This is a genomic window from Gordonia hankookensis (assembly GCF_014673215.1).
Classification (GTDB): domain Bacteria; phylum Actinomycetota; class Actinomycetes; order Mycobacteriales; family Mycobacteriaceae; genus Gordonia; species Gordonia hankookensis.
The window spans coordinates 843708-856381 of record NZ_JACWMS010000002.1 but is presented as its reverse complement, the minus strand read 5'-3'; the positions used below and the strand labels follow the sequence as shown (position 1 = coordinate 856381).

Below are 12674 nucleotides of genomic sequence, written 5' to 3'. Positions count from 1 at the left end.
GTGAGTCCCACTTCTGAGTCCGGCAACCGACGCGACGTGATCTACGCGCAGCGTGCCTCCGGCGACCTACACCTCGATCTGGTCACGCCGGTGCAGTCCGCACCCGCGCCGGTCATCGTATTCGTCCACGGTGGCGGTTGGTTCACCGGCGACCGAGCGCTGTGCCCCGACCTGAGCGCTCATTTCTGCGCACGCGGGTTCGCCATGGCGAGTATCGACTACCGCTTGTCCGGCGATGCGTTGTTCCCGGCCCAACTCCATGACGTGCGTGCTGCCATTCGTCATCTCCGCGCGAACGCCGGGGAACTCGGACTCGATCCTGCCCGGATCGGTGTCTGGGGGGCATCGGCCGGCGGTCACCTCGCCGCACTGGTAGGCCTGCTCTCCTCGGTCGCGGAGCTCCCCGGTGAGGGCGCCGTCACCGGGGACGCCGCTGTCCAGGCCGTCGCCGAGTCGTATGGGCCGTCGACTCTGGTCGATGGTGATGTGGAGCCGGGTGTGCCGTTACCGGGGGTCACGTCGGCGGCCGACTCGCCCGAGGGCCGACTGATCGGCGGCGATCCGGCCGACCGTCCTGCCGCCGCGCGCGAGGCCAGCCCGTTGTACTTCGTCACCTCTGACGCCCCGCCGTTCCAGATCTCCCATGGCACGGGTGACGTGCTGGTCGATCACCGGCACAGCCTGCTCTTGTACGACGCACTGGCAGAAGCCGGAAGTGAGGTCGACCTGTACTTGATCGATGGCTATCAGCATGGATTCCTCAATCCCTGCAACAGATCTGACGTACCATCGCCGCCCGTCATGGATGACGGTCGGCTCGACTCGCAAGGACCTGCGCCGGCTCGCCACCTGTCGGCGCGCGGAGCGCAACGCACCGATGAGCGCACGCGCTTCGGGTTTGACGACATCGGTGACTTCTTCACCCGCCACCTCGCCATCAGCACGGACCTGACCACCACCATCTCAGGAGGCAACCGATGACCTCGCCAGCAGACCTCAGCGCCATCCACGGCCTTGCCCCGGTGATCGATTCCCTCCCCGGCGAGGCCGTGCCATACCGTCTCGCCGACGGGGAGGGGCTGCGGTACGAGGTCGACAATCAACTGTGGACGGTCATCGCGCGCGCCGCCGACACCGGCGGATTGTTCGATGCCGCTTTCGTTCTCGGGCCGCGCGGTGCGGCAGCCGGATTCCACAGCCTGCCGGACCATCAGCGCTCCTATTACGTGTTCGACGGCTGCGCCCAGTTCTGGCTGCCGGGTCAGAGCCGCATCCTCACGCCGGGAGACTCGGTCCACGTGCCACCCGGTGTACCCGTTGCGTATCGGATGCTCGGCCACATGACCAAGCTCCTGTTCTGGTCTGCTCCCGGGGGAGCGCTTGACGCACTGACGAACTCGGGTGGCGAAGTGGCGTCCCGCGTGTACTCGGCGGACGGAACGGCGGGGGTGCACCGGTCGCCGGAGCAGTTGTTCGCGCCATCGGCCGCGTCTGCGCACGATCTGCCGCTGGTATCGGCGAGCGACGCGTGGGACGACGTCTTGCCTGCCGGCGTCGAAGGATATTTTCTCCGTGCGCATACCGGCGACCGTCGTGCCTGGCCCGACTCCATCAACGCCTACGGTGCGCGCGGCCGCACCACCGGTGGCCGATACTTCTCGGTACTGACGCTCGGAGGCAAACTCCCGTACATCCCGCAGCACTTCCACCGGCAGCACACCGAGAACTTCTTTGTGCTGTCCGGTCGAGTCTGGTTGTACGCCAACGGTGTCGAGACCCTGCTGACCGCAGGCGACTACGTGCATGCACCGGCGGGGACCATCCACAGTTTCGCTTTCGACGCCCACAACACCAAGATGCTCGGCATGCTCACCTCCGACATCTTCGAGAAGTTCTTCGACGTGACAGGTGAGGACACCGACGACGTGGTGCACACTCAGGGACTGATCAACCCCGGTGACATGATGGCGAAACTCGGCGCCGCGGCAGCTGATCTCGACCTCGAATTCGTCGGTCCGCCACCGGAACGGACCCGCGCAACAGATCTGTGAACGACATAGGTCCCGACGATCAGGCGGTGTCGTCGAGGACCGTCGACGTACGCCGCGGTGTCGACGTCGCGGAGACGACACCGTGTTGTCCGGCGATCTTGTCGCGTAGTGCCCGCCGTCGGATCTTTCCGGACTGCGTCTTCGGCAGCTCCGCGATGATCTGCACCGCTCGGGGTCTCTTGTAGGGCGCAAGTCGATCTCGTGCGAAGGCCACGAGCTCGTCGGCCTCGACCGTCTGTCCGTCCTTGAGGGACACGTACGCGGCGACGGATTCGCCCCGATACTCGTCGGGTATCCCGACAACGGCGGCCTCGAGTACCGCGGGATGCTCGTAGAGGACGTCCTCCACCTCGCGCGGCCACACCTTGTACCCGGACACGTTGATCTGATCCTTGATCCGATCGACTAGGTAGATCCAGCCCTCGGCATCAGCGATCGCGCTGTCTCCGGTGTGGAGCCGACCTGCAGGTATGGCCGCCTCCGAGGCTTCTGCGTTGCGCCAGTATCCGCGAATCACCTGTGGGCCGACGAGGACGAGTTCGCCCTGTGCGCCGGGCGGCAGCGGGCGGCCGGAGGTGTCGACGATCTGCACCTCGACGCCGGGGAGCGGGACACCTATCGACAACGTGCCGCTGGTCTCATCGACGGGAGCGATGGTTCCGGGCGGTACCGCGATGACTCCGGACGACGTCTCGGTCATCCCGTATGCGTTGTGGATGTAGGGGCCGAATCGTTCGCGGAACCTCGCGACCGTGCTGGGCGGAACGGGGGCTCCCCCGCTGAACAGTGCTTTGATGGTGGCGAAGTGGTCGGCGGTGGCGTGCTCGGAGTTCATCATGGCGTTGAAGGCGGTGATGGAGCCGATGGTGTAGGTCACCGAGTGTTCGCGCAATGCGTCTAGTGCGGTCTCGACCTGGAAGCGGCCGGTGAACACCAGCGCGGTCTGCTCGGACAATGCCAGCGAACCGATGATGACCGCTCCGGTGATGTGGAACAGCGGTGCGAGTGCGAACACGACGTCACCGGGGCTGATACCGGCGATTCGGGAAAAGCTCGTGGTCACCGCGAGCACATTGGCATGCGAGTTCATCGCGCCTTTCGGCGGTCCGGTCGTGCCGGACGTATAGGCGAGGAACGCCAGATCGTCGCCGCTCACCGCGACCGTCGGTGGGCGGCTTCCGATCCGCTCGCCGATCAACGTCATCAAGTCGTTGTCGGAGGGCGCGGCATCGTTCGTCCCCGGCCGGAAGACCCGTGGATCGTTGCGTGATTGAAGATCCGACTCGGCCGTGCCCAACACCCACCGAACCGGTGTCCCGACGGCGCTGTCGTGCACAGCCTCGACGTCGCGATCGGTGGTGATGATCCCGACGGGCTCGGCGTCGCCGAGCAGGGTGGTGAGCTCGCGGCCCCGGTACATGGGATTGAGCAACAATGCGACCCCACCCAGCTTCCAGAGCGCGATCAGGACGATCGCGTACTGGGGGATGTTCTGCAGGTGGATGCCCACCCGGTCGCCGTGGCCCACCCCGCGATCGGACAACACGGCGGCGAGCGCGTCGGCGAGCGCGTCGGTCTCTCGGACACTGAGGACCGCATCGAAATACACCAGAGCCGCCGCCTCGGGTTCCTCGTTCACGCGCCACTCCCACGCCTCGGTGAGCGTGGCGAAACGTGGCTCGAGATCGGGAGAGAGTTCGTTCGGGTGGAGAGCGAACCACGGCGGCTCATGGTCCGGTGTCACGTCACTGCTCATCTTCTTCTCCAACGTTGCCTGACAGGTGTGCCGGTGCCTCAGAATCCGGTCACGTCGGGAGTGCGGTCTTGCCGGTCTCGCGGATCGTCAGGACCGTCAGGAGTCCGATGATGCACACGCCGATCACCCAGTAGGCCGGGGACATACCGCTTCCGGTGGATTCGACCAGCTGAGCGGCCACATACGGCGCGGTCCCGCCTGCGGCGATGGTTCCGATGTTGAATCCCAATGACACGCCGGTGTATCGGACCGTGCGCGGAAACAGTTCGGTGAACAACGGAAATGCCGGTACTTGGACGACACCGTTGAGGACCATGTACACGAAGTACACCAATCCGACGACGACGACGCTCGCCGTGGCGCCCAAGATCATGAACGCCGGCACCGCTAGCACGAGGTAGGCGATATAGCCCCCTGCCAGAACGGGTTTACGCCCGAACCTGTCCGTCAACATCCCACTGAGAGGGAATGTGGCGCACGCCAGGGCAATGCTGATCGCGGACGTCCAGTAGACGGCATCCTTCGAGAAGCCCAGATCGTTGATGAGATAGACACTGAAGTACGTCAACCCGATGTAGCCCGAGCCGTTCATCGCGATCGCCACGCCCACAACTTGGAGAACGGAGACCGGATTCTTCCTGATGACGTCGAGAAGCGGACTCTTGGTGACTTCCTCCTTGTCCGCCATCTCCTCGAATTCAGGGGTGTCCTCCAGCTTCAACCGCACGCGGAGGCAGATCAGTGCGAGGGGCAGCGCGAGCAGGAACGGGATGCGCCATCCCCACGCGTCCATCTGCTCATCGGTTGTGAGGAAGGCGACGATGCCGACGACCGAGGCGGCGACGGCAAATCCCAGAGTCGACCCGATCGGTGTGAACGAACCGAAGAATCCGCGACGGTTCGGCGGTGCGGATTCGGCGATGTAGGTGGCCGCGCCCCCGACCTCGCCGCCCGCCGAGAAACCCTGTGCGAGACGCACGATCACCAGCAGTATCGGCGCGATCACGCCGACGGAGGAGTGCGTGGGAAGCAGGCCGAGGATGCCGCACGCCACACCCATGCAGACAACGGTGATGACCAGGGCCGACCTACGTCCGCGCCGGTCCCCGAGCCGCCCGAAGAAGATGCCGCCCAGGGGGCGTGCGACGTAGGCGACGCCGAAGACGGCGAGGGTGGCCAGGATCGATGCACCGGAGGTCTCCGAGGGGAAGAACAGCGGCGCGATGGTGACGGCGAGGAATCCGTACACCGCGAAGTCGTAGTACTCGATGAGCGTGCCGACGCCTCCGGCAATGGCAGCACGCCGGGCCATCGTCTTCGATCTCTGTGGCGACGTCCCACCGGCACCCCCGTGGGTGCGAATGGGTTGCTCTACGTTGGTCATTGCATCTGTCCTTGATGTTCGCGGGAGTGTTCGGCGAGGAGGAGTTCATACGAGCCGCCGGCCTCGATGACCTGGACGGTTCGGGCATTCGGCGGCGTCCCGACCAATTCGGCGCCCGACGTCCGCAACGTGGCGGCGCGCCAATCCAGCGTCACCGCATCGTCGATCGCCACGGCGGCCGATACGCCGGGGATCGTGATGAGTGGCATCCCATTGAACGTCTCACCGCGCCAGAAGCCGGGGGAGAACGACTCGGCGACGATGGCCGCGATGCCGGCATTGCGGAGCGCGACCATCGGCGGGTAGTGGGGATGCCCGTATCCGAAGTTGCGGCCACCGACGATGATGTCACCCTGCCGAACGCGATCGGCGAACGTCGGATCGTACGCTGTCATGCACACCGACCGGAGATGATCGGTGTCGTACGACTTGATGTTGGAGACGCCGACCACGAGGTCGATGTCGAAGTCGTCGCCGAAGATCCAGGCGACCTTGCCCTCGATGATGTCGGGAGGCGGTGGATAAGCACTCATTGAACGGACTCCTGTATCGAGCCACGCAGCGCGCTGGCTGCGACGGTGAACGGTGAGCCCATGTAGATGTTGGCGTCAGAGCTCCCCATGCGTCCGGAAATGTTCAGCACGCCGGTCGAGATGCAGTTCTCTCCGGGCTGCAGTGGCTTCTGATAACCGAAGCAGAAGTCGCAGCTGGAAACCGCGATGTTCGCTCCCGAGGCCCTGAGTACGTCCAAGATGCCTTCCTTCTCGGCTTGCTCATAGACCCGCTGTGACGTCGGTACGACATTCAGTTCGACGCCGGGTGCCACGGTCTGTCCATCGAGAACCATTGCGGCGGCGCGTAAGTCCTCGATCCGACCGCTTGCGCACGAACCGATGAAGGCCTTCGTGATCGGCGTCCCTGCCAGTTCTCTGGCCGTCTTGGTGTTCGAGACTCGTGCGGAGCCCGGTTCGACGACTCGAGGGGTCAGGGTGGCGAGGTCGATTGTGTGTCGTGCCGCGTAGGATGCGTCGATGTCGGGATAGACGGGGTCGAAGTCGTGTCGTGCAACGTCTTTCGCGTACGCCAAAGAGGTCTCGTCCGGTTCGAAGATCGCCGACACCGCGCCGGTGAACATCGCCATGCCGCACAGTCCCTGCCGGTGGTCGATCTTCATCGATCTCGCACCCGGTCCACCGAATTCCATCACTTGATGCGCGCACCCGTCGGCGCCGACCAGCTCGATGATCGAGTGGACGAGGTCGCGGCTGTCCACCCCGGGTGGGAACTCGCCGATCAGATCGAAGCGCGTCGTCGCCGGTATGTCGACGAACAGCTGCCCGGTGACCCAGGCTTCGATGAGATCACGGCGGATTCCCCATCCGAGGGCGCCGAACGCGCCGATCCCGCTGATGTGACCGTCGAAATGCACCAAGAACTCACCCGGAATCGCCAGTCCGAGTTCGGCTGTGAGCTGGTGACCGATGCCGCGTCCCTCGTGCAACTCGATGCCGTAGAATTCACACCAGTCGCGGGTGACCTGATGGACCTCGGCTTCCTTGTCGTTGTTCTTCGTCAACATGTGGTCGATGAACACGATGTAGCGATCCGGGTCGGCCAATTCAGTGATGCCGAAGTCATCGCGCATCTGCCGGAACATGACGTCGGTGTATCCGGGGAAGTCATAGGCGATCATCCGCGCGGGGCGTACCGCGTGATTGTCGCCGGAGCGCACCGACTCCCGACCGGTGGTGCGTCCGAGGATCTTCTCGGTCATCGTCTGGGCCATGCAGATCACCGGCTCGCTTCGGTCGGGAGGTACTTGCGCTGCATCGCTTCCACCTCGGGAAAGCCGATCAGGTCGACGAACTCATGGTGTGCGAGAGCGTCATTGCTCACCTCGGCGGGCGGTTCGCCCGATGCGAGTCGACGGAGCGCTTCTCGTGCGGCGCCGGCGGTCGCCATCAGGACCTGGGTCGGCAACAGCGCCAGACGCACGCCGACGCGATCGAGTACCTCGGGAGTGAAGTCACGTTCGGTCCAGGTCGACGCGGTGAGTGTGGCCATCAGCGGCACACCCACCTCCTCGTGGCAGCGTTCCCAGTCGTCGATGGTCTCGAACGTCTTGGTGACCGGCATGATCATGTCCGCTCCCGCATCCACATATGCCTGTGCCCGGTGTATGGCCTCGTCTCCGCGGGCATCGGTGCGGGCGATGAGCAGAACGTGGTCCGGGATCGAGTCGCGGACCGCCCGGATCTTGCCGGTCGCTTCGGTGACGCTGATGAGATCGACAGGGTCGCCGACACAGATCGGGCAGGACTTGGGGGAGACCTGATCCTCCATGAACATTCCCTGTACTCCCGCATCGACGAACTTGCCGGCGGTCCGCGCCGCGTTGACGGCGTTGCCGTACCCGGTGTCGATGTCCGCGACGAGCGGCAACTGTGACGCTTCTCGAATGGTGCGGACGGCCTGCAGGTTCTCGGACATCGTATAGAGCTCGGCATCGGGTAGTCCCAGCGCGGCGGAGATGGCGAACCCGGATGCGCACAGAGCACTGAATCCTGCCTGATCCGCAAGACGTGCGGTCAGCCCGTCCCACACTCCGGGTGCATAGACGATGCCGCGTGAGGTGAGGTCTTTGAGAGTTGGAGTGTTCAACGTGATCGTCTCCGTTTCGTAATGCGGAATGCGTTTCGCATCTCGATATGGACGGTAGGGTGGCATGGGTCACATGTCAACCCGTTCGGTTCTGACTCTGTTCGTATGATGTCGACACCGATCCACGTCCAACGGAAGTGAGCACCGTCAGTGGCCTCGCCAATCGAGCCAGAATCCAGCGCCGGCAGGGAAGTCGTGGGAGCTGTTCTCAAAGCCTGCGCACTGCTCGAGCACTTCGGTGCCGACCGTCCGGTGTGGACGCTGAACGAGCTGACCGCGGCCAGTGGCATGAACAAGACGACGGTGCACCGCCTCATGGCGACACTGATCCACGCCGGCTGGGTCGATCGGACCGGCGAGGGCTCATATCGGGTTGCGATGCCGGTCTTCGAGGTAGGGTCTGCCGCGCTGATCAAGCTCGACATACGTTCGGCGGCAAGGCCATTGATGGTCCAGTTGGCCCAAGCGTTCGGGGATACGGCCTATCTGATGGTCCCTGCGGACCAGGGGGCGGTGTGCATCGACCGCCTCGAAGGCAACAATCCGCTCGTCGTTGCCGGGATCAACATCGGATCGGTGATGCCGTATCATGCTGCCGCCGGTCCGATTGTCATGCTTGCCAACTCGGAAGATATTCGCGCGCAATGGATTCGCGATGATCTCCAATCCTTCACCGACCGGACACTCACGGATGTCGATGGGCTCACGGCGCACCTCGACAGTGTGCGTGAGGCGGGGTACTCGGTGAGCGATTCCGACTATCTGGCCGGTGTGGCTGCAGTGGCCGCGCCGATCTTCGGCCGCGCCGGGGCGATCGTGGCATCGATCAGCATCGGCGGCCGGGTCGAGTCGTTTCGAGGCGCGGCTCTCGATGAAAAGGTAGAGGGCGTGCTCGACGCCGCAGCGCGAGTCACCAGGGTCATGCAGGCGCTGCCTCAGCAGGGCTGACGGAGCCTCTCTAGGGGGCGCGACAGCGCGCCCACAGTAACGAATTCGCCTCGAAACAGCGTTTTCTCTTGACAAGTTTTGTGAGACGGCTCACTGCTCCCTGAAACGATGTAATGCCAGCGCACAGCCGCTTTTGACACTGGGTGACACAGATCGATGGTGCGCATGAGGCGACTTTCGGGTGTCCGTATTTTGGCGTTTCTCAGGTTTGTATATCAATCTGTTATCTGCCACGACAACAGACGTTGAGTCTGTGCAGCACGAGAAAGTCGAGTAGGTATGCGGATCAAGCCCGCATGCGCAGCCCGCGGTCTCGCGTCGGCTATCGGGGCCAAGACCGCGACCGTGGCCGTCTGAGCGAAGCTCGGGCCAGACCCAGAATCCAGACGGGTCGGTTGCGTCATGCGTCCGGGACGGCATCGTCCCGCAGTCAAACAAGTCCATTCACAGCGGTGTCCACGTCGCCGATGCGCCCTCGCGCGTCGGAGGTTGTCCGCTGTCGGCCGACAGACCGGCCGCACAACGCATCAGGAATTCAATCTCATGTTCGTCATCTCCACATCGTTGAAGCATGCCCGCAGCATGTCTCGTAAGCGCTTCGCTCATGCGGTCGGCGCTGCCACCCTCGCGGTCACCGCTGTGGCCACCGTCGGCTCGATCAGCAACGCGGAGCCCGCTCAGGCGGAGAAGCGGCACCATGCCTCGGCAGCGGCGTCAGACAAGCACATCGAAGCGGTCGCCGACACCAGCACGGCGAACAAGCCCGCGCCTGCCCCTGCTCCGGCACCTGTGGTGGCCCCCAAGCCGGTGCCCGCCCCAGCCCCTGCTCCGGCGCCCGCGCCTGTGTACGCCGACAACCTCGACGGCTGGATCCGCCAGTCCCTCGACATCCTGGCCAAGAACAACATCCCGGCCAGCTACGACGGGATCATGCGCAACGTCATGCGCGAGTCGACCGGTAACCCGCAGGCCATCAACCTCTATGACTCGAATGCCGCCGCAGGCATCCCGTCCAAGGGTCTGCTGCAGGTGATCGATCCGACCTTCGCCACCTACCACGTGGAGGGCACCAAGTTCGACGTGTGGGACCCGGTCGCGAACATCGTCGCCGCCTGCAATTACGCAGCGCAGACATATGGATCGATGGACAACGTCAACTCGGCGTACTGATCCGAGCCGCGCGACAGGCCTCGACGAATGACTGGCCGCACCTTCTGTTCCGAGACGAACAGAAGGTGCGGCCAGAGTCGTCTCCGCAGGCGGTCCCGTTTCGGGGGAGCAATGATCAGTGCGGCAGTACCGCCGACCAGCCGCCGTCGACCATGAGATTTGTTCCGGTGACATAACCGGATTCGTCTGACGCGAGGAAGACGGCGTAGTTGACCACGTCTGCGGGTGTGCCGATCCGTCCGAGTGGGATGGCGGAGGCGATCCGGTGCATCGGGTGGCGCTCATCGAGAAGCGTCGCCTCCGATTGAGCGGTGCGAATCATGCCCGGGCTGATGCAATTGGCGCGGATTCCCGCCGGCGCACCCTCGGCCGCAATCTGTTTCGTCATCGCGATCACGGCCCCTTTCGACGCCGTGTGTGCGAGGCGGGAGTTGGTGACCGATCCGGTCACCCCGGCCGTCGAACCGACGAGGATGATCGAGCCGGATCTGCTGGCGGACAGATACTTCCACGCGTGCTTGACCGGGAGGAACACCAAGTCCACCTCGTGCGACATCGTGAGATGCCAATCCTCGATGGTGATCTGGTCGATCGAGGCGAACGTGGTGAATCCGGCGTTGGCATAAAGGATGTCGATGTGTCCGGTCATCTCGCCGATGCCGGTGATCCAACGGGCGACCGCGTCGTCGTCGGTGAGGTCGATCGGATGCGCACCGATCATCGTCCCACCCGCAGCAGTTACCAGGTCGACGGTCTCCGCACCTCGCGCTCTGTCGATGTCACATCCGTACACGGTCGCGCCTTCGGCGGCAAAGCGCCGGGCGGCCTCTCGGCCCTGCCCGCTCGCGGTTCCGGTGATCACCGCGACCTTGCCATCCAGGCGTCCTCGCGCCGCTGTCATCGGCGCACCGCGGAACGTAGGAGGGCATCGGAGATCGACTTGACGCCGCCATGCGACGTCGCGCCGCCGTCCACAGTGATCTCGGCCCCGGTGGTATACGTGGCGACATCTCCCAGGAGATACTCGACTGTTCCCGCGACCTCGTCGGGCGTACCGGCCCGGCCGAGGTCGGTCTCGGCGATCGACGATGTACGGAATTCGGTTGGGGCGGACGCGGACATCGCGGTGTCGATGAAGCCGGGATGCACGATGTTGACTCGAATCCCCTTCTCGCCGAGGGTGAGTGCTGAAGTATGCGTGAGGCCCCGCAGTGCCCACTTGCTGGTCGTGTACGCGATCGGATAGTGACCGGTGAGGGCGGCGATCGAGCCGATGTTGACGATCGAGGCGCCTGGCGGCATGAGTGGGGACAGAGCCTGGATCGCGAGCATGGGACCGACCACGTTCACTGAATAGGCGGCGTTCATGTCATCGACCGTCACGGCGTCCAGGCGCGTACGTCGAGTGATGCCCGCGCAGTTGACCAGTCCGTGGACGCCTTCGGTCCCGAGCTCGTCGGCCAGGGCGGCCCACAGGCGGGGGTCGGTCACGTCAAAGTCGCGCACACCGTCGCTTCGGGCAGAGTCGAGTCCGACGACTCGGGCGCCCGAGTCGGCGATTCGGCGGCTGATCGCGGCGCCGATGCCGCCACCGGCACCCGTCACCACGATGGTCCGGCCTGTCAGATCTGTCATCGAGTCCTCCTGATCGGCACTCAGGATCGCGGCGATCGCCGATGCTCGGGAAGTGGCAATCCCTGATGGGCGATATCGAGACGGCCTATAGGTGATTCGACCCGTCAGCGGTCCGCTACCTCCTCGACCACACCTCGCAACCAGGCGTGCGCCGGATCGGCAGCGTGAATCGGATGCCACCACAGCGCTTCCTTCAGCGGAGCGACATCGCCGGGGCACGGCATCACCCGCACGCCGTCGATCGGTCGAAGGCGTTGGGCGAGCGACTTCTGCAAAAGGGCGACTCGGCGGGTGCCGGTGACCAGAAACGGCACGGCCAGAAAGGATTCGACGACGACGTCGATCCTCGGTTCGACGCCGAGGATCTGGAGTTGACGCAGCGCAGGAGTGAACGCGGTCGGGCCGTGAAAGGTCACCACCCACGGCGATCGCCTCAGGTCGTCGAGGGTCAGCTCATCCCCGATCTCGGCGTTGTCTGCCGAACAGACGCAGACCCAGTCGTCGGTCGGGAAATCGATCGCGGGCATGCCGGTGATGAATCCGTGTGGCATCACGATGCCGTCGACAGCGCGGAGTGTGTCATCGGCGTGATCGACCGCGTACGGCGTGTTCTGCTCGAGCCGCAACTGCACGCCGGGCGCGCGTTCGTGCAGCAATCGGGCGAGTGGTTCGCCCACCCGCAGCGCACCGTAGTCGGTGACCACCAGCGTGAAGGTGCGATCGGCGGTCTCTGGATCGAACGTCGGGGCGGCGTCGAACACGCGCTGTACGGATTGGATCGCACTGACGGCAAGCGGTCTCAGATGAGCTGCGAGTGGCGTGAGCTCGTATCGATTCCCGGATCGTCTCAGCAGTGGATCGTCGAAGTGCCTGCGTAGTCGTCCCAGGGCGGCACTGGCGCTCGGCTGGCTCACGCCCAGGCGTTGCGCGGCTCGCGAGACGTTGCGCTCATCGAGCAATGCGTCCAGTGCGACGAGCAGGTTCAGGTCCAGGTTGCGCAGCTGCCTTGTTGTCCCTGCGTGCCCAGTTGTCCCTGCGTGCCCACCGCTATCACCCATGGCTATACAGC

At 64.5% G+C, this 12674-nt stretch carries 12 protein-coding genes and 1 pseudogene; 5 read left to right on the top strand and 8 right to left on the bottom strand.

Annotation, left to right across the window (positions count from 1 at the left end; genetic code table 11):
* Both IDF66_RS11220 and IDF66_RS11215 read left to right on the top strand, forming a co-directional pair.
* Positions 1-981: an alpha/beta hydrolase fold domain-containing protein gene (locus tag IDF66_RS11220; RefSeq protein ID WP_190266892.1), complete on the top strand. Its 981-nt coding sequence runs from the start codon at positions 1-3 to the stop codon at positions 979-981.
* Positions 978-2051 carry a quercetin 2,3-dioxygenase gene (locus IDF66_RS11215; protein WP_190266891.1) on the top strand — a complete coding sequence of 358 codons (1074 nt, stop codon included), beginning with the start codon at positions 978-980 and terminating at the stop codon, positions 2049-2051. Before IDF66_RS11220 ends, IDF66_RS11215 begins: the two co-directional genes overlap by 4 nt.
* A 19-nt stretch (positions 2052-2070) precedes the next feature.
* Here the strand turns inward: IDF66_RS11215 and IDF66_RS11210 are convergent, their stop codons facing one another.
* The 5 genes from IDF66_RS11210 to IDF66_RS11190 are packed head-to-tail and all read right to left on the bottom strand — an operon-like array spanning position 2071 to position 7858.
* Positions 2071-3807 (bottom strand): class I adenylate-forming enzyme family protein, encoded by a 1737-nt coding sequence (locus IDF66_RS11210; RefSeq protein ID WP_190266890.1) that lies wholly within the window; start codon positions 3805-3807, stop codon positions 2071-2073.
* A gap of 49 nt (positions 3808-3856) precedes the next feature.
* The gene (locus tag IDF66_RS11205) at positions 3857-5191 is read right to left on the bottom strand and encodes an MFS transporter (RefSeq protein WP_190266889.1); all 1335 of its coding nucleotides are present in this window, start codon (positions 5189-5191) and stop codon (positions 3857-3859) included.
* The gene (locus tag IDF66_RS11200) at positions 5188-5724 is read right to left on the bottom strand and encodes a 3-isopropylmalate dehydratase small subunit (RefSeq protein ID WP_190266888.1); all 537 of its coding nucleotides are present in this window, start codon (positions 5722-5724) and stop codon (positions 5188-5190) included. Before IDF66_RS11200 ends, IDF66_RS11205 begins: the two co-directional genes overlap by 4 nt.
* Positions 5721-6977 carry a 3-isopropylmalate dehydratase large subunit gene (locus IDF66_RS11195; RefSeq protein ID WP_190266887.1) on the bottom strand — a complete coding sequence of 419 codons (1257 nt, stop codon included), beginning with the start codon at positions 6975-6977 and terminating at the stop codon, positions 5721-5723. The genes IDF66_RS11200 and IDF66_RS11195 overlap by 4 nt, the downstream gene beginning before the upstream one ends.
* Positions 6978-6982: 5 nt before the next feature.
* A complete protein-coding gene (locus IDF66_RS11190) occupies positions 6983-7858 on the bottom strand; it encodes an isocitrate lyase/PEP mutase family protein (RefSeq protein WP_317628708.1) in 876 nt (291 codons plus the stop codon).
* Positions 7859-8002: 144 nt separating this feature from the next.
* Between IDF66_RS11190 and IDF66_RS23780 the strand changes: the two are divergent.
* The 3 genes and pseudogenes from IDF66_RS23780 to IDF66_RS11180 form a co-directional block, all read left to right on the top strand.
* Positions 8003-8191 (top strand): annotated as a pseudogene (locus tag IDF66_RS23780) (helix-turn-helix domain-containing protein); the annotation flags it as partial.
* Between the two features lie 39 nt (positions 8192-8230).
* Positions 8231-8800: an IclR family transcriptional regulator gene (locus IDF66_RS11185; protein WP_223309574.1), complete on the top strand. Its 570-nt coding sequence runs from the start codon at positions 8231-8233 to the stop codon at positions 8798-8800.
* 582 nt (positions 8801-9382) lie between these two features.
* Entirely contained in the window at positions 9383-9970 is a 588-nt protein-coding gene (locus IDF66_RS11180; RefSeq protein ID WP_223309419.1) for a transglycosylase SLT domain-containing protein, read from the top strand.
* Positions 9971-10085: 115 nt separating this feature from the next.
* Here IDF66_RS11180 and IDF66_RS11175 read toward each other — a convergent pair whose 3' ends face one another.
* The 3 genes from IDF66_RS11175 to IDF66_RS11165 all read right to left on the bottom strand — a co-directional run bounded on the left by IDF66_RS11175 (position 10086) and on the right by IDF66_RS11165 (position 12663).
* Entirely contained in the window at positions 10086-10871 is a 786-nt protein-coding gene (locus tag IDF66_RS11175; protein WP_190266883.1) for an SDR family NAD(P)-dependent oxidoreductase, read from the bottom strand.
* Positions 10868-11605 (bottom strand): SDR family NAD(P)-dependent oxidoreductase, encoded by a 738-nt coding sequence (locus tag IDF66_RS11170; protein ID WP_190266882.1) that lies wholly within the window; start codon positions 11603-11605, stop codon positions 10868-10870. Before IDF66_RS11170 ends, IDF66_RS11175 begins: the two co-directional genes overlap by 4 nt.
* 104 nt (positions 11606-11709) lie before the next feature.
* Positions 11710-12663: a LysR family transcriptional regulator gene (locus IDF66_RS11165; protein WP_190266881.1), complete on the bottom strand. Its 954-nt coding sequence runs from the start codon at positions 12661-12663 to the stop codon at positions 11710-11712.
* Positions 12664-12674: the final 11 nt, after the last annotated feature.